Origin of the sequence: Arthrospira sp. PCC 8006 (assembly GCF_046480465.1) — a bacterium.
Lineage (GTDB): Bacteria > Cyanobacteriota > Cyanobacteriia > Cyanobacteriales > Microcoleaceae > Limnospira > Limnospira platensis.
On record NZ_PKGG01000109.1, the window covers coordinates 1 to 16,867 of the forward strand.

The following is a 16,867-nucleotide window of genomic DNA, read 5'->3' on the forward strand; positions in this document are numbered from 1 at the left end:
TTTTCTGTGGTCTTATTTTCTGGGTTGATGGTGGAATGCGGTGAAGTTTCGGGAAGGTCGGGAGGGGTGATTGATGGCGTGTTACGGGAGGCGTTAGCTTGGGGAACTGGAGGAGTTTCTAAGCTGATAGCTAAGGTAATACATAAACCTGATGTGGCGATCGCAATTAGTAAAAATCTCAGCCACCAAAAGCGATCGCTCATTGTTGTGAATGGTTCGGGATTTTTAGCCATAATTACTGTCCCTTTAATGCTTTCACTGGGTCTAGTTTACTGGCGCGGAGGGCGGGAAAGAACGCCGCCCCTACCCCCACTAATACGGACGAACTCAGGGCGATTATAGCAGTTTCGTGGTCAAATTCGTATGGTAAGTTAAACTGTTCTGTAACTACTATAGTCGCGCCGTGAACAGTGGCGATCGCTATAGTTCCACCCATTAAGCTCAAAATCGCCGCCTCTACAATAAACTGTAGCATAACATCGAGTTGTGTAGCTCCAATAGCTCGTCTTAATCCAATTTCGGGGGTACGTTCAATCACAGAAGCAATCGTAACATTAGCAATTCCCACCCCTCCTACAATTAAGGATATTGCACCTACAACTAGCAACGCTTGGGAAACTGATTCGAGGGTTTTCTGTTGTTCTAAAATATCGTTAATATTTTGCCAACCTCGATATTCTTGGGTGGGAACTCGTTGTTTTAAAAGAGCGATCGCTTGCTGTTCTATTTGGTCAATTTCTTCTAGGTTTTTTACCCCTACAGTGATATTATGTAAATGACGCGCTCCCGTCGCCGCCGCATCTAATGGTAGAGGTATCAGCAATAACCCCTGTTGACCTGACCGTGATGATATTTCTCTAGTTTCAGCAACTCCCACTATAGTATAAGGTCGATTTTGAATATACACTGATTGGTTAATCGGGTCAAGATTTCCAAATAGTTCAATTGCCAAAATTTCATCAACGATAATCACGGGTCGATATTGCAAAAAGTCAGTTTCATTAAAAAAACGACCTTTGACCATGCGGCGACCGGAGGTTATTTGGTATTCCAAAGAAACAGCTAATTTTGATTCTGGATTAATACTGCGATCTTGAAATAAAACCGAATTAATCCACCAAGCACTTCGTTGACCAGCAATGGCGGTTACACCCGTTAATCGACTCTGTAAAAACTCTAAATCACTAAGGTTCAAGCCCTGAAATTCAACCCCCCTTCTCCAGGCTGGAGACAATCTAATGACTGGGGCTTCTCTAGCTGCAATTTGTTTAGCAATTACTGATTCCGAAATATTCCGAACTTGTAGAGTCGCCGTCACTGCTGCTACTCCCATAAATACCCCCACCGCTGACAGAGTAGACCGGAGAGGATTACCCATTAATGACTGACAACTTAAACCGAATAAATTGAATGTAGATAAACTCATGCTAATCTCCTTTTAATGCTTGTACTGGTTCAATTTTGCTGGCGCGAATCGCGGGAAACAGGGCTGACATCACACCAATCATTAGCGCTGATGTTAGGGATAATTTGGCGGTATTATAGTCAAATTTATAGGGTAAATCAAATCTCGCACTCACCATAATAGTGGCTCCGTGAACTGTGGTTATAGCTAAAATTCCGGCTGCTAAACTCGTGATAACTACTTCTAGGATAAATTGTAGCATAATCTCAAAACGAGTCGCTCCTATGGCTCGTTTTAAACCGATTTCAGGTGTTCTTTGAATAACCGCAGCAATCGTCACATTAGCGATACCCACCCCACCCACTAATAAGGCAATGATACTGACCACTAATAATGCTTGGGAAATAGATGCTAAAGTTTCTCTTTGTTCTAGAATGTCTGTAATGTTTACCCAATCCCCATATTGTTGAGTGGGTATGCGTTTTTGTAAAATAGAAATAGCTTGTGTCTTGATTTGATCAACATTGTCTAAATCTTGAATACCAATCATCAACTCGTCAAGCTGTAAATTTCCGGTAATTGCTATATCTAAAGAAAGAGGAATAATTAATAAGCCTTGTATTTCCATCACTGGAAAAATATCTTTGCTTTCAATCACTCCCACAATTGTATATGGTCGATTTTCAATATAAACTTTTTGATTAATAGGGTCGAGATAATCAAACAATTGATTGGCTAAGACTTCATCTACAATAGCTACTGATAAATATTGATCTAAATCAGTTGAATTAAACAAGCGTCCCTTGATAATTTTACGCCCGGAAACTTGCTGATATTCTGGGGTAACAGCAATTGTCATGTCAGGATGTCCTGTGCGATCGTGAAATTGCACTGAATCAATCCACGAAACAAACCTTAATGTCGCAACTTTTGTAATACCTTTTAAATGATGATTAAGAACCTCTAAATCCTCCTTGGTAAAACTTTGTAATTCTCCGATTGTATCGTCAGATATCCACAGGTATAAAATCGGAGATTCCCGTTGAGTCATCTGTTGTTGAATGACCGCTTCAGAAATATTCCGAACTTGCATAGTTGCTGTGACTACAGCGACTCCCATAAATACGCCGATCGCTGACAGGGTAGACCGGAGAGGATTACCCATTAAGGACTGACAACTTAAACCGAATAAATTTAATAGAGATAAACTCATGGATTTGTTTGATGATTAACTGTGGTATAATTTGGCATAAATGATAAATTTATTGAGGCTCATATATAATCGATTTTCCTGGTTCTAAGGTTTGGTTCATGGGAGTAGAAATAACTAAATCTCCTGAATTTAAACCGGAGGTAATTTCTACTTGTAGTAATCCTTCTAGTCCGAGGGTGACAGGCTGCTTTTGGGCGGTATTATTATCATCTAAAACCCACACATAGCGAGAGTTTCTCTCTCTTTGGATTAATTCTGTATTGAGAACCACAACATTTTCTCGTTGATTTAAGACAATTTCTACACTAACTGGACTTCCGGGAATTAAACGTCCGGTGGGTCTATCTAATTTAACAGTAGCAAAAACTGAGGCTTGTCCTGAACCTGAGTCTTGATTTCCTTCCGACTGTCGGGTGGCGAGATCAACCTGGTCTACTCGTCCTGTAAATACTTCAGGATTAGGCMCTATTTCGGTAACACGGACTAATTGATTTTGTCTAACTTGAACGGCGTTAAGGGTTGATAATTGCAGTCTAACGATTTCCTGATTAGGGTCGCCTAATGTGATTAAATCGTGACCACGATTGAGTCCATCTCCCTCTCTAACGTTGATATTCAGTACCACTCCATTAATAGGAGATGTCATCACAAAATTTTGTAATTTAAGTGCTTCCTCTTGATATTCTATTTGCAGGCGTTCTAGTTCACTGAGGCTTTGTCTCAAGGTGCTTTGCGCCTGTCTTAGCCTAATCTCAGACTCTACCACTGGGGAAGTGTTAACTGTAGTAGAAACGGTGATTAATTCGGCTTTAGCTGATGCTAATTCCATCAAGGTAGTATTGAGGTCATGTTTGGCGTTTCTTAATGCGGTGGTTTGCTGACGTACACTTTCTTCTCCCCGTTCAATTTCTTGTTGTGCAACAAATCCTCTTTCTAGGAGTTCTCGGCTGCTGGCTAATTCCTCCTCAGCCGCTGCTAATTCTATCTCAGCTTCTTCGACTTTTTCGCGATGGCGATTAACCTGAGATTCAAGTCTCTGAATTTTTAAATCTTGTACGGTTTTTTGGGAGGCTAATTCTTGCTGATATTGTGCTTGGTCAATTTGTAACTGACGTTGGGAGGCGGTTAGTTGTTCTTGGGCTTCGGCTACTTCTTGGCGATGGCGTTCTACAGTAATTTCCTGTTTTTGGATTTCTAGCTGTTTCTTTTGTAAAATGGTTTGTTGGTTGGGGTTGCGTAAAGTCATAAGTTGTTGACCTTGGGTGACACGATCGCCTACTTGTACTAAAATGTTTTCAACCGCACCATCTTCAGGAGATTTAATGCTACGCTGTCCGCCTAGTTCTAAAATTCCGCCTTCATTAATGCGATCTTCGACATCTCCGAGTTGGACAGGAATTACCTCGGCGGAAATGGGTGCTGGTGGTCGATTTTGGATAAGGTCATAACCCAAAACTCCACCCACTCCGACGACAGCGAATAGGGCGGAACCCATGATCCATTTGAGACCCCGCTGATAGGCTTGTTTGGCAGGATAATCTACAATAGACACAGTATCAAAGTTGCTGTTTGAGCTAACCTATAGTAGTTGGCAATCGCTTTTGAGGTGTTTTCCAGCTTGATCGATGGCAGCAATAGCTCATCGATGGTACTAATTACGATATGATAGCAAACTAACACTGTCTGCCCTAAAGAAAACCGGGTAATGCCGCTAACATACTGTATATGGCAGTTAATATAGCTGTTAGGAGTCCCCTCGCGTCAAGTTAAGTTGTCCACCAGGAGTAGTCTGAGGGGACTACTTGATCAGTTGTTAAGGTTCCTACCTGCTTTTTTTTGTGATTTTGTTCAACGGGGTCAATATGTACAAGAACTTGGATAATGTTCCGCCCATGACCAGCGAAGATATCCCCGAAGCGATTCGAGATACTCCCAAGTCTGATAATAGTAACCTGGGTAAGTCTAAGCGATCGCCAAAATTTTGGCAGTGGTTAGCCCTGGCTATAGCAGCCTTTGGGGTGGCGATCGCCCTCAACTACCAATTTGGGATTTTTGTGGTAGATCGCACCTCTATCAACCTCTCAGCATCAGAAACAACTGATGCTATGCAACCGCCACCAACAACTAACCCACTACCCACACCATCGGTTATCCCTAACCAAGTGTCCCAACTACCAGTTAATCTTCTGGGACATCTTCCCTATGAGGAAGCGCCCGAGAGTGAACTGAAAAATATTACCGCTGATGGTGTAATCAGGTTACGTCGCGCCGCCGCTTATGCCTTTTTGGAAATGACTGATGCAGCCAGAAGAAGCGGCATTATTTTGGTTCCGATATCTGGGTTTCGGGGTTTGGAAGATCAGGAATTTTTGTTTTTTGACATCAAAGCCCAAAGGGGACAAGTTCCCAGTCAACGCGCCCAAGTAAGCGCCCCTCCTGGCTACAGTGAACATCACACCGGCTATGCTATTGATGTGGCTGATGCTAATTTTCCCGATACGGATCTCAGAGAGACTTTTGATCAAACTCCGGCTTTTAAATGGCTACTGGATAATGCGGCTTTCTATAGTTTTGAGCTATCATTTCCGAAAGATAACCCCCTGGGGGTGAGTTATGAACCCTGGCACTGGCGTTATGTGGGCGATCGCCATAGTTTAGAAACCTTCTATAAAGCGCGGTCTATAGATGTAGCGTCTCCCTCTGACCTAGTGAACGGTGACAATTGATAATAAGTGATAAATGCGGGATACTTCTTTAAATCTGATTGCGATTACTATTTTTACCCTGACTTTAACTACCCTGGTAGCGCCTCTGTTGGAGATATCGGCGGCGGTTCCAGCCGGGATGGTTTTTGTATTATTGGGATTGGCTACTCTGGATACTTTTAGCCTACAGGGTCAAGGATCGACTATTTTAGTGGATTGGTTGGCGGGGGCTTCTGGTTCTCGGCGCGATCGCATTGTCCACCACGAAGCTGGTCACTTTTTGATGGCTTATTTGTTAGGTGTTCCGGTGGAAGGATATGCACTGACGGCTTGGGAAGCCTTTAGACAAGGACAAAAAGCCCAAGGAGGAGTCCGCTTTAATGATGTCGAGTTGATGGAACAACTTAACCATGGGGTGATTTCTTCAGAGGCGATCGATAAATACTGTAAGGTGTGGATGGCCGGTATCGCTGCGGAAATTTTGGTTTATGATCAGGCTCTTGGGGGAGTTTCCGATCGCCAGAATATTAGGCGGTTATGGACTCAATTAAGGCGCTCACCTCAAGATGCTCAAATTAAGGAACGCTGGGCTATCTTACAGGCTCAAACTTTGCTCAAACAAAACTGGTGTACCTATGAAGCCTTGGCGGCGGCTATGGCTGAGGGTGCTTCTGTGGCTGAGTGTTATGGGTTAATTGGCGATCGCAAAGCCAGTTAATCCAAATATCCTCAAAATATCCTCAAATAGTGATTTCATTGACCAAACGCTTAGTGAAAAACGCGATAAATTAGATGTCAAAAGTCAATGGACACCCCTTGCTGTTGTCATAAACGGGTAAGGATAAGGATGTGGAGTGGGACAGGCTGATGACCTTTGAGGATATCTATCGATTTTTTCAAGACCCGCCGCCGATTTATCTAAATCGGGAGTTAGCGGTGTGCTATGTCTTATCGGTGTTTTTGAGTGAAGACTCCTATGGAACTGAGTTGATTAAACGCTTAGAGCAAGAATATAGTATCTATCGTCTGTCGGATACAGTTCTCTATAGCGCTTTGAAGTTTTTGGAACGGGAGGGAACTATTAGCGGATACTGGAAAAAGGTTGACGGTCGAGGAAGACCCCGCCGAATGTACCAAGTTTTACCCGAGTGTCGTCCCCTAGCCAAAGAACTGGCTCAACTGTGGTATGACTACACCAATAGCCGTAAAATAGTCTAGTGTAGTGTCCGCTAGTCGTTCCCGAAATTTATGACCATTCCTGTTATTCCATCGACTTTTTTTCTGACCCTGTTATTGGCTGTCGGTCTGTTTTTCTTTATCAAGGCTTCGGTTAAGGAGCGAACTGAGCAGCAAACTATCTGTGTCCCCGAAGACGCGGACACTCTCTTAGATCAAATTCAGAATTATTTTCACTCGCGAGCCTACCGTGCGATCGCTATTGATCGCCAGGAAAATTCGATCACCTATGAAGGCTTAGTCCGCCCTAGCTGGTTCATGGCCATTTTCCTCACCCTGTTAACCGCTGTTGGTAGCCTGTGTTTGGGTTTGGTGATTTCAATGGCTATCCCCGCTTCTGGCTATGGTTTTCTCGCCCTGGTGCTGTTGTCTCCTCTGGCTGGCTTTTTTTATTGGCAAAAGGCCAAGCGACCAGAGCAGGTGTTCCTACAACTGGAAGCCGTCAGAAGTTCTGAGAGCAGAACCGAGAGTCTGATTCGGGTTACAGCCCATAGAGATGAACTGGCTACCTTAAAACAAGCTCTCGCTTCTAAGCAATCAGAGAACATTTAAGGCTAATAGCAACCCGATCTAACTTTTGGCATTAATTCCCCTAGCACGACCAGTAATTGGCCGCCTAGCTTCTCCCCCTCTCCCCAAGCCAACGGGGACGCTCCCCAATTCAGGAACGATTAAATCAGAGAGGGTTCTCATACTTAGTCCTCGGCATACTCCTCCCGTTAACTTCTGGTATAACGGGAGACTCCTGCCGACATTAAGTTAATCTGATGACAAACCAATGTCTGGTTAATCTCCCTGTTCGGAACAGTTTGATCTCCCCAAATATGGCGGAATCCTGACACAAAAAATGATGTTGTCAGTTACAACATCCACAACTAAACTCTTGCCGTTGTCGTCACCAGGTTATTGTTTTTTTCAGCAATATGCTTTAGGCTGGGGAACAAAAAATGGTTTTCTTCGACATACTGAGCACCAAATAGACCTTTTTCCGCCCAAAAATAGCGATCGGTCGTGTGTTCGTTTCTTTTGACCAGTAGCAAAGCCGGAGGAATTATGCCCTCAGAGTGAATATACTTGCGGGCGGCAGTTACCGGTTTATCTTCGCCACTGGAAATGCTATATTGAGGCACGCACTCAAGAATGCGCCGTCCCTCTTGTCTGCGACGGCTCTTGCGCTTACGTCTTCTAGCCAATTTCTTTACCTCCTCTTTGAGCAGATGGGTGTAAATCTAGCTACCAAATACGAGTGAATTATATACCTTATGGCCAGAAATTTCAATAGATTTTAATACATTGATACAAATAAAAAATAATCACCCGGTTTTTTGGAACTCAAGGGATTATCCCTAGATGGTTTGACCCCCAAGTTGAGTTTCTCATGGTCCCATCACTCTCAAAAGGCAAAAGTGGACAGCCGTGGCCTGTGAATTCCAGACTACTATATAATCGGGATAGCGCCTTTGAGATCAAGTTTGATGGTTTGTGGGTCGGGTTAGTCTACCATACCACGGGGTAAATTAGTTCTGATTAAATTAATTGTTAATAAACCTTGCTCATGGCTACCAGTACCGAATTTATCACCCTTTGTCAAGCTCAAGTTTCCCTAATCACGGGTTTGGGAGCGTCTTTAAGTGTGGTATATCTGGCGGAAGATTGGGCGGCGGGTCAGCCAGGAAAACTGATCCCGATCGCCGCTTATCCTGAAATACCTCGGTCATGGTCTGATGATCAAGTTCTGATCCAACTACCCCAGTCGGATTTTACCTGGTCTGTTAAACCTAGTCTCCTCCCCAGTGTAGCCCCCCAATCAGAAACTATTGCCAGGACAGAGACAGAAGAAGTGGAATCAGTACCAGATCCATCCCCAGAGTCGGACTGGGAAGATGGGGAGTCACATCAAAAACAAGTCCTCCCCCTAATTCACGATCGCATGGTGATGGGTTTTTTGGTGACAGGTCGCGATGACCGACCCTGGAATTCCCAAGAACAGCGACAACTTAGGGCGATCGCTCATACTCTTACTACTGCCTGTATTTTGGATCGACGTTCTCAATGGCTACAACAGGAAGTTAGACAACAATATCAGCTACAGAGCCAAGAATACCAAACTCTACAGGGGTTATTGCATCAGCTAAAAAGTCCCCTGACTGCTTTGCGCACTTTTGGGAAACTGTTACTTAAACGCCTCAGCCCTGATGACCGTAACTATAAACTGGCTGATAATATCCTCAGCCAAAGCGATCGCATGGAGGAACTACTGCAACAGGTGGATCTCACTGCGGAAAGAGGAGAAAATCTCCTCAGTCTCCCCTTTTCCTCCATTGAAGATAGCCAAACAGCCACAGTAGAATATGTAAACACTAGCCCCGAACCTCCGACACCAGTGGCTAAGTCCCCGGTTTTGCTACCTGCTACTGATATTATTGAACCGATTAAGGTTCAGGAGATTATTAACCCCCTATGGACGGCCACTTGTGCGATCGCTGATGAACGACAACTTATATGTATTGCGGAAATTCCCCCACAAGTCCCTACAGTCAGAGGAAATGCTAAGGCCCTGCGGGAGGTGATGAGCAATCTTTTGGATAATGCACTTAAATATACTCCCCCCGGCGGCGAGATTTATCTGAAAGTTGCCCAGAATTATGCGATCGACTATTGGCCTGATCCGGGTGTGGGTATTGCTATCAGTGACACGGGACCAGGAATTCCACCAGGCGATCGCGATCGTCTATTTGAAAGAGGATATCGGGGTATTCAAGCTCAAGGAAATATTCCTGGTACTGGCCTGGGTTTGGCGATCGTCCAAGATTTACTCCAGCCAATGCAAGGAGAAATTCAGGTCTATTCTCCCTGTCTTCCTCAATGGCTACCCCAGGGAGTCACTCCCAAAACTGAAGCAGGAACAACTTTTATTATCGGCTTACCCGTCACTTTCGGTCGCTCTCCTGTTTCATAGCCACACATGATATCGTATAATTTTTGAGCGCAGTTACCACCCGAAAAATCAACCCCACTGTTCTAGAAAAATACTAGGGACATCTATAGCATGAATGAATTGGTTAAACGAGAGGATATTCTCGCTAGAGCCGAAGATAGAAGAAATTTATGTAGAATTATGTCTTGGGCGCATCTTTATGTGTCAATTCGTTGGTCTCACACTAATTTATATATCGGTATTCCTAGCACCGTTTTAGCGGCCGCTGCTAGTGTGCAAGCGATCGCAGATTTGCAAGCGGAAAATGGCGCCAGCTATGGATTATATATTGTATTTTCAATTATGGTGGCGAGTTTGGCTCCTTTATTGACTTTTCTCAATCCTATGGATAGGGCTAGTAACCACTTGGCCGCTTCTCGTGTCTATGAACAAATGGGAGATGCTTATGATAAATTCTTGCTTTATTGTCTCGTTAATCCCCAGGATCTGATTGTTGAACTGGAAAAATTAGTATCCTTAAATGAGCAGTATAATGAACTTAAAAAACCTCTACCAATTACCCCGGAATGGGCTTATAAAAAATCTGTCAAACAGTCTAAAGATAAAAATTTGGTCGCCACTTTTGCTGAGAATTATGATGGCAAAGTCAATGTAAAATAAGCCTAAACATCCTGCCATGATACCTGATTTAGAAGGTTTAGAAATTAGCCGAGGAGAACTTAAACACCTCAGCGGACTGGGTATCAACCGAGTCTACCGACCTGCTACTGTTAAAAAGTTGTTCCATGAGGCATTAAAAACTTTGCTGGCTATGGGTTTAGTCTTACTCAGTTATGGGATACTAATTGGGATTTTTCCAGCGGATCAAACGGTTTTGATCGTCATTCATGCGATCGCCTGTTTGGGGTTAATTGTTGATGATGCACTGAAAATTATCACAACTTGGCGGCATAAATCTTTAATAGCTATTTGGATGCAAGTTGAGCGATATAATAGAATTATTCATGCGATCGCCTTTTGTGATCAACTGGAAAATGCCGGAAATCCTACCGCTAAAGTCACTGACCGTTCCCAAATTCTTAGCGCCTTGAAAATGATTAGGGAAGAATTGGTTAGAACCCTTAATACAGAGGCAATGATTCGCCGGAATCGTTCCTTAATTAAACAATCGTCCCATCTGTTTCCCTGTGATGTTTCTAATTTAACGATACCTCAATGGCAAGACTCTACTACCCCTGATCATCAAATGTTAGCAGAAGCCTGGGATATTGCTATGGCTGTGGAAGCTATAGTTATCAAATCTGTTAAGCTACGGGATAAGTATCTTTAACATTAACCATCAAACCAACAGCCAAATGAAGATGAAATCACCTACTGCTACTTTACTGGTTTTCTGTCCAGACCGTCGTGGACTGGTGGCGAAAATTGCCAATTTTATCTACTCTAATGGTGGCAATATTATTCACGCTGACCAACATACTGATGCTTCAGCTCAATTGTTTTTAACTAGGATTGAATGGGAGTTAAAAGACTTTAATTTACCCAGAGATGTCATTGGGCCTGCTTTTAGTGCGATCGCCAAACCTTTAGAGGCAAATTGGCAACTACATTTTTCTGATACTATCCCCAGAATTGCTATCTGGGTGACTAAGCAAGACCATTGTTTATTAGACCTATTATGGCGATGGCAAGCTCAAGAAATTCCGGCTGAAATTCCCCTAATTATTAGTAATCATCCCGACCTTAAACCTATTGCGGATCAGTTGGCGATCGCCTTTCATCATATCCCCATGACTCCCGACACTAAAAACGCACAAGAAGCCCAGCAGCTTGAGTTATTAAGACAACACAAAATAGATTTAGTCGTTTTAGCTAAATATATGCAAATTCTCAGCCCTCAATTTGTTAGTAGTTTCCCTTCAATTATTAATATTCATCACTCTTTTTTACCTGCTTTTCCCGGAGCAAATCCCTATCAGCGCGCCTATGACCGGGGGGTAAAAATTATCGGTGCTACCGCCCATTATGTCACTGCAGATCTCGATGAAGGACCTATAATAGAACAAGATGTTGTTCGTGTCAGCCACCGAGATACAGTTGCTGACCTAGTTCGCAAAGGCAAAGATTTAGAACGATTAGTCTTATCTCGCGCTGTCCGTCTTCACCTCCAACATCGTGTTTTAGCTTATGGTAATCGCACTGTAGTTTTTGCTTAAAATTAGCCGAATTTGGTCAGATTTTATCTGGTATGGTAACTGGGAAAGTTTCCCCGTTAAAAGTTACGCGATCGCCTTCTATTAATTTTCGTCCCCGTCTAGTTTCTATTTCTCCATTAACCATTACATAACCCGACTGAATAAAAGCCTTAGCTTGTCCGCCACTTTCCACTAACCCCGACCGTTTCAAAAACTTATCTAGTTTGATGTTTTGTTCTGTAACTTTCACCACCATTTCCTCAATTTAATTTCTCAATTTAATTTCTCAATCCACTCAGGAATTACCTCAAGAGAACCATACCACTTTCCTGGAGATCTGGGAGAATGCCAAACATTATCTAAGGTGATATTTTCAGCCCCTTCTAAATGGGCAGCCTCAATAGGTGTAATGCCATCACCCCAAGTATTTCCAACCCCCACAGTTATTTTATAGCTGTTATAAGCTAGTAATTGTCCTCGCTTACGTCCCCCCATAATCGCTTTACCAGCTATACAAATATAGCGGATATCTTCATAGAATGCACCCGGATAATTAAACTTGACAAAATCCAAATTTTTGCGAGTCCATTGTTCCTGACTAATATGGGGAGTGCCCAAGGTGATGAGACTCTTTATATATGGTCGCGCATTCCACAAACCCTGGGTATCTTCCTTAACATCATTATGAATAGTATAGGGTTTTTCTCCCATATAAATTCTGGCAATCCAACCCCCAGCAGAATGACCAATTAAGTTAACTTGATCAGAACTATACTCAAGCCTAGTTTGCTGTACCGTCGTATTAATTTTACGCAAAATCGGCACCATTGACCTACCGCCAACTGTCGGCAACCAATCGCGTTTTTTGATGGGAACAATATGGGTCGGTATTCCCTCCCTTTGCAGGAATTGTCCTAACTCCTGATAGTCTTTGAATGAGGCAAAATAGCCGGGAATAATCACAGTAGGTCTGGGCATTTTTCAGCAATTAAATCCTTTTGAGTCCGTTGAGCAGTTGGCAAATCTTGGCGATCGCCTCCAAGACTTAAATCAAATGATACAATGAAGCGTTTACCCTTGTCGTTTTGTGCGAGTACAGATTGGTGTCAAGGGACTTAATGCGATCGCTTTTTTGTCCTAGGTGGGAATTTGTACTTATTTTGTCCATTTTCCCAGTAGGCTGTCATCCATTGGGCCAGTATGATAACTTACTCATTGCTTTCTGCTCTGGGACGGTTAATTCGGCTAGTGCGATCGCTTAATTCTGTTGGGTACTGCCTATATTGATTTAGGATTGTGTAAATCAGCTTCATTAGTGCGTTGTCTCTGGAGTTAACCTCTGATATCAGTTTCTGGTTTTGCTTCATTAACTGCCAGACTAAAAAAACTGTAATGCCATCAGTTCCCAGTTTGACTATATCTGGTAATACATTAGAGTCCATTGTTGTTGATTTCGTTGTCTCTTAAATGAAGTCCATGATCATCAGTTGTTTTAGTTAAATATTTTTCAATATGTCTGAAAACCAGCCAGATTATTTTTCTGTCTTCTCTAGTATTAGGGGTCGAGATAGACCTCACGGTCTACCCCTCCCATTCAGCAGCAGAACCGTACATGAGACTTTCACCTCATACGGCTCCTAGTTTGACCGTCTCCTTGTTAAGAGTACAGCATCATCTCTTCATCAAGAGCTGTYTTATCATCGTGACAATGGCGATGTAATAGTTGAAGATTCTTGTATTCATCCTTTCCGCTTTGGCTTCTAGGTACAACGTGGTCTACTTCAATTAAGTCTGATGGGGTAAAGTATTGCCCACACCAGGTACATCTGCCTTTTTGTTTTTTGAGTAGTTTTGCTACCCTATTTGACGTGTCGATTGCTTGTCCTTTCCTGGTTGCCCAGTAAGTCCAATTTCCGTCGTATGGTGTTGCGTCAGGGGGTATTAAGGTATGTCTGACAATTGGAGTCCAGTTGTGTTTATATAGATGTAACCCATCTCTGGTTTGGAACAACCAAGTTTCATGTCTTTCTTTACCATTGCTAAGTTTAATTGTTCTATGTCTGAAATAATTTCTTAGCTTTTCGTGACTTGCCATTCCGCATCTTGATACTGTCCATGCCCGTAACATTTGCCAGATTGTCTTATCTAGTTTAGTGAAGGTCTCTGTTGAGACTACCGCTGAGTAGTAGTTTGACCATCCCCTAATAATTGGGTTTAGTTTGTTAATCATGGCTGATTGAGGTGCTGTTTTATGTTGTTTAATTACACCTTTTATCGCTTCTGTGTGGGCAACTGCTTTTTGGCTGGGTTTTATGTGGGTTTTATGTCCGATTAATCGGCTCTTACGTCCCCCTGTTTTTCCAGTTTTATATTTTCCTACTGGGTATTGCCTGATATTGAATCCGAGGAAATCAAACCCAGGTTCTTCTGTTTTGCCATTATACTCAATAGGTTTGAGTGTGTGACAGATTCGAGTCTTTTCAGGTTTTATTTCTAGTCCTACAGGTTTTAGCCATTCAGAAATAGCAGTTTTGCACTGTTCAATGATTCTTAGGTCTTTGGAGATGACCACAAAATCATCGGCATATCTTATAAGGTTCACCTGAGTGGTTGTGCCTTTATTTGGATACATTCCTTTAACTAGCCTTTCCATTCCCAACAGTGCGATGTTGGCGAGTATTGGACTTATTACCCCTCCTTGAGGTGTCCCGGCTTCTGTATCCTCAAATACACCTTTATCTAGCACTCCCGCTTTGAGCCATTGTTTCAGGTCTCTTTTTAGGCTGCTTGGACAATGAATTTTGGACAGTAGGTTATCATGGTTTATTCGGTCAAAACATTTTGCTATGTCCGCATCCAGTATGTAATAACCTCCTTTGTTTATACTTTGGTAGATTCTGGATATTGCGTCGTGGGCTGACCGTCCTGGACGGAACCCATAGCTTGTGCCTTCAAATCTCGATTCCCATTCAGGTTCGAGAGCCGATTTAACCAAGGCTTGCCTTGCTCTATCTTGGATTGTGGGTATTCCTAGCGGGCGCTTTTCATCCCTACCAGGTTTTGGAATCCAAACCCGTCACAGTGGTTTTGCTTTGAGTTTTCCCTTAATGTTTTTGGCTAGTTCAAACCTTTGTCTTGGAGAGATTACTCTTACTCCATCAACACCGGCTGTCTTCTTGCCTTGACCCGCTTGGGGGGGCGGGTTTATTAAGCTGACTGTTGGGAAGCATGGCTGACCGTGGAACCCGCCCCTACAGTCGCACTGCTAAGAGCCGAGCATAGTATGATTTCACCAATAGACGTTGCCACCTTCTGGCTTTTGCATCTTGTCCCGATTTAGCTGCTTGAAATATACTCTTTTGGAGCTTGAAAACTTTCCGTTGAACCTTAGTCCATGGGATTGCCTTCCATGCGTTGTTCGTAGTCTTGATTGGTCTGGTTTTGCCAAATCCTTTCTTTAAACTCGCTATCGCCATTTGTACACCTACTTGACTCTATTTCTTTACACTCAAACCGTGACCTGTTAGCATATCCCTACCATTACAGCAGGGCGTTGGCTTCTGGTCACATCTCACATCCTCTAGGACTTGCGGTTACACTTATCCCTACTGATATCTCGACCAGATAATCAGATTCCAGGAGGACTTAAAACGTTCCGTTTATATGGGCATTCCATCTTTAGATTTGTCCTATCCACCGGGGTACTTTTAAAGGTCTATGTAGGTAGTATAGTAAAGCTCCTACTTTTCCCCTTGCTCTTTTGAACGCAGCATATCAACCTGTTTCGCTGCTCAGTAATGACGATGGTTCAAGCCGGACATTCGGTTTTCCCTAATCATGGATGGTTGGCAGTGGTCTCGGTTCTGGTATTAGGTTATACCTTGGAGCCTTCCGTTCCCCGCTTCAATCCTGGGGTTGTGATTCCCAAAACTGGGGGTGGCTATCGCCGTTACCCTGACTTCCTAACTTTACTTATCCATTTCTGGGCTTACTATAAGTAATTTGTATGAGTTAGTTCGTTTTGACCTGGGGTTCCCTGCCTTATTTGGTATATTTCTATACCGAATGTTGGGACATATAAACAGTTATGAGGATGGTCAGGAGTGCGCTCCTTATATTCAACCAAGGGGTTGAAGTCCCCACCAGGCGGTTATTTCAGGTATTTCAACCCTATTTCATGCCTGAACGTCTCGCACTGCTTCTCTTTACTGTAGCAATGATTGCCTTGCGATGCAGCCTACACCCATTCGCTTCCAGATCCTTGAGTTACTGGCCCAAATTCATCTTGTCTGCGGGGTGGCGGGAACCGTTTTATATTCCCAAGGTATGGCGGTGGGGGTTTAATCCGGTTCCCAGAAACTGAATTTACGACAACAGGGAGAAAATCGCCAAAATCCCTACGAGTCTGGATTGGCTCGTTTCAACAAATCAGAGCGAATTAAACCACCCATCCAAGTCCAGTTTGTGCGTTCTTCTTTTGGTATAAAATGAGCCATGACAGTATCTGGACTACTTTGATAGAAAGTCTTAATTTCTGCCCGTGCCCACAGTCCCCAAGGCGCTCTGACCAGAATATGATCTCCGACCACAAACACCTCACCCTCAGAATTTTCAGCCTGGGGAAGTTTCACCGCCACTTTCGGCTTATGTTTAATGGGTTTTGAAGGTTTCACGGTGCGACTAGGAATGTGTTTGACAGTCCCAGTAGACCGAGAATGTTCTTGGGTGTTGGTAGTGGGCGATTCGGAACTAGGCTCAGGGGGTTTGTTTGGTCTAGTAACTGCTAAAATTTTGTGATTGCTATTCATTGACACTCCTGGATGCTACATCTCACCATATCCTTTGTTCCTATTTTGGCATCCTTGTTCCGCAAATCCAAGATGATATTTGGAACTTAACCGCTCAAAGATCTGGGTTTCCGGTAATAAAAGCCAAAATTCGGTCAAATTCAAAATTATCAGCGTTATGGTCGAAAGGGAAGTCACCTTCCCCAACTCCAATTCCAAACCGTACTTGAGACTTTCACCTCATACGGCTCCTGATGTAGATACCCCTTTTGACATCGGGAACAGGGCAACAACTCCCTGCTTTGTGACTTCAACTTTTGGAGCTAAATACAACATCGTAGTCTTTAAACTCGCTCTCGTCATAAACACTCTTATTTTTCGCAGTCTC

At 43.2% G+C, this 16,867-nt stretch carries 20 protein-coding genes and 2 pseudogenes; 9 read left to right on the plus strand and 13 right to left on the minus strand.

Annotated elements, in window-relative coordinates:
- The 4 genes and pseudogenes from B9T16_RS15920 to B9T16_RS15935 all read right to left on the minus strand — a co-directional run.
- Nucleotides 1-233 (minus strand): annotated as a pseudogene (locus B9T16_RS15920) (TolC family protein); the annotation flags it as partial.
- Nucleotides 234-235: 2 nt separating this feature from the next.
- Complete coding sequence (locus B9T16_RS15925; RefSeq protein ID WP_410245226.1) at nt 236-1,426, minus strand: ABC transporter permease; 1,191 nt, start codon at nt 1,424-1,426, stop codon at nt 236-238.
- Between the two features lies 1 nt (nt 1,427).
- Nucleotides 1,428-2,618: an ABC transporter permease gene (locus B9T16_RS15930; RefSeq protein WP_410245227.1), complete on the minus strand. Its 1,191-nt coding sequence runs from the start codon at nt 2,616-2,618 to the stop codon at nt 1,428-1,430.
- Nucleotides 2,619-2,667: 49 nt separating this feature from the next.
- Complete coding sequence (locus B9T16_RS15935; protein ID WP_410245228.1) at nt 2,668-4,170, minus strand: efflux RND transporter periplasmic adaptor subunit; 1,503 nt, start codon at nt 4,168-4,170, stop codon at nt 2,668-2,670.
- Nucleotides 4,171-4,510: 340 nt separating this feature from the next.
- Between B9T16_RS15935 and B9T16_RS15940 the strand changes: the two genes are divergently transcribed.
- The 4 genes from B9T16_RS15940 to B9T16_RS15955 all read left to right on the plus strand — a co-directional run bounded on the left by B9T16_RS15940 (nt 4,511) and on the right by B9T16_RS15955 (nt 7,111).
- The gene (locus B9T16_RS15940) at nt 4,511-5,344 is read left to right on the plus strand and encodes a D-alanyl-D-alanine carboxypeptidase family protein (RefSeq protein WP_006619356.1); all 834 of its coding nucleotides are present in this window, start codon (nt 4,511-4,513) and stop codon (nt 5,342-5,344) included.
- Between the two features lie 13 nt (nt 5,345-5,357).
- Nucleotides 5,358-6,041 carry a hypothetical protein gene (locus B9T16_RS15945; protein ID WP_006619355.1) on the plus strand — a complete coding sequence of 228 codons (684 nt, stop codon included), beginning with the start codon at nt 5,358-5,360 and terminating at the stop codon, nt 6,039-6,041.
- A 149-nt stretch (nt 6,042-6,190) separates the two neighbouring features.
- Complete coding sequence (locus B9T16_RS15950; protein WP_410245234.1) at nt 6,191-6,541, plus strand: PadR family transcriptional regulator; 351 nt, start codon at nt 6,191-6,193, stop codon at nt 6,539-6,541.
- Between the two features lie 30 nt (nt 6,542-6,571).
- A complete protein-coding gene (locus B9T16_RS15955) occupies nt 6,572-7,111 on the plus strand; it encodes a cofactor assembly of complex C subunit B (RefSeq protein ID WP_317266048.1) in 540 nt (179 codons plus the stop codon).
- A gap of 18 nt (nt 7,112-7,129) precedes the next feature.
- On the opposite strand, the gene B9T16_RS15960 is transcribed toward B9T16_RS15955, so the two are convergent.
- Nucleotides 7,130-7,252, minus strand: coding sequence for a hypothetical protein (locus B9T16_RS15960; protein WP_286167352.1), 123 nt, complete (start codon nt 7,250-7,252; stop codon nt 7,130-7,132).
- A 182-nt stretch (nt 7,253-7,434) separates the two neighbouring features.
- On the minus strand, nt 7,435-7,752 hold the full coding sequence (locus B9T16_RS15965) for a DUF3155 domain-containing protein (RefSeq protein ID WP_006669290.1): 318 nt from the start codon (nt 7,750-7,752) through the stop codon (nt 7,435-7,437).
- Between the two features lie 362 nt (nt 7,753-8,114).
- Between B9T16_RS15965 and B9T16_RS15970 the strand changes: the two genes are divergently transcribed.
- The 4 genes from B9T16_RS15970 to purU all read left to right on the plus strand — a co-directional run bounded on the left by B9T16_RS15970 (nt 8,115) and on the right by purU (nt 11,713).
- Nucleotides 8,115-9,518, plus strand: a complete 1,404-nt coding sequence (locus B9T16_RS15970; protein ID WP_410245229.1) for a sensor histidine kinase — start codon at nt 8,115-8,117, stop codon at nt 9,516-9,518.
- Between the two features lie 90 nt (nt 9,519-9,608).
- Nucleotides 9,609-10,157: an SLATT domain-containing protein gene (locus B9T16_RS15975; RefSeq protein WP_006619350.1), complete on the plus strand. Its 549-nt coding sequence runs from the start codon at nt 9,609-9,611 to the stop codon at nt 10,155-10,157.
- A gap of 16 nt (nt 10,158-10,173) precedes the next feature.
- Nucleotides 10,174-10,827 (plus strand): hypothetical protein, encoded by a 654-nt coding sequence (locus B9T16_RS15980; RefSeq protein WP_410245230.1) that lies wholly within the window; start codon nt 10,174-10,176, stop codon nt 10,825-10,827.
- Between the two features lie 31 nt (nt 10,828-10,858).
- Nucleotides 10,859-11,713: a formyltetrahydrofolate deformylase gene (gene purU / locus B9T16_RS15985; protein ID WP_410245231.1), complete on the plus strand. Its 855-nt coding sequence runs from the start codon at nt 10,859-10,861 to the stop codon at nt 11,711-11,713.
- Between the two features lie 16 nt (nt 11,714-11,729).
- On the opposite strand, the gene B9T16_RS15990 is transcribed toward purU, so the two are convergent.
- The 6 genes and pseudogenes from B9T16_RS15990 to B9T16_RS16015 all read right to left on the minus strand — a co-directional run bounded on the left by B9T16_RS15990 (nt 11,730) and on the right by B9T16_RS16015 (nt 15,168).
- A complete protein-coding gene (locus B9T16_RS15990; protein WP_410245232.1) occupies nt 11,730-11,948 on the minus strand; it encodes an RNA-binding S4 domain-containing protein in 219 nt (72 codons plus the stop codon).
- A gap of 17 nt (nt 11,949-11,965) precedes the next feature.
- Nucleotides 11,966-12,670 (minus strand): esterase/lipase family protein, encoded by a 705-nt coding sequence (locus B9T16_RS15995; RefSeq protein ID WP_006619346.1) that lies wholly within the window; start codon nt 12,668-12,670, stop codon nt 11,966-11,968.
- 230 nt (nt 12,671-12,900) lie between these two features.
- Nucleotides 12,901-13,134 (minus strand): hypothetical protein, encoded by a 234-nt coding sequence (locus B9T16_RS16000; RefSeq protein WP_410245233.1) that lies wholly within the window; start codon nt 13,132-13,134, stop codon nt 12,901-12,903.
- Nucleotides 13,135-13,349: 215 nt separating this feature from the next.
- Nucleotides 13,350-14,720, minus strand: coding sequence for a group II intron reverse transcriptase (locus B9T16_RS16005; protein WP_410245235.1), 1,371 nt, complete (start codon nt 14,718-14,720; stop codon nt 13,350-13,352).
- A pseudogene (locus B9T16_RS16010) lies at nt 14,701-14,922 on the minus strand (HNH endonuclease). Before B9T16_RS16010 ends, B9T16_RS16005 begins: the two are co-directional and overlap by 20 nt.
- Before the next feature lie 21 nt (nt 14,923-14,943).
- A complete protein-coding gene (locus B9T16_RS16015; protein WP_353912737.1) occupies nt 14,944-15,168 on the minus strand; it encodes a reverse transcriptase N-terminal domain-containing protein in 225 nt (74 codons plus the stop codon).
- Nucleotides 15,169-15,489: 321 nt separating this feature from the next.
- Here B9T16_RS16015 and B9T16_RS16020 point away from each other — a divergent pair, with 321 nt between their 5' ends.
- Complete coding sequence (locus tag B9T16_RS16020) at nt 15,490-15,693, plus strand: hypothetical protein (protein ID WP_157888734.1); 204 nt, start codon at nt 15,490-15,492, stop codon at nt 15,691-15,693.
- A 396-nt stretch (nt 15,694-16,089) separates the two neighbouring features.
- Here the strand turns inward: B9T16_RS16020 and B9T16_RS16025 are convergent, their stop codons facing one another.
- Nucleotides 16,090-16,500 carry a hypothetical protein gene (locus B9T16_RS16025; RefSeq protein WP_006615824.1) on the minus strand — a complete coding sequence of 137 codons (411 nt, stop codon included), beginning with the start codon at nt 16,498-16,500 and terminating at the stop codon, nt 16,090-16,092.
- Between the last annotated feature and the right edge of the window lie 367 nt (nt 16,501-16,867).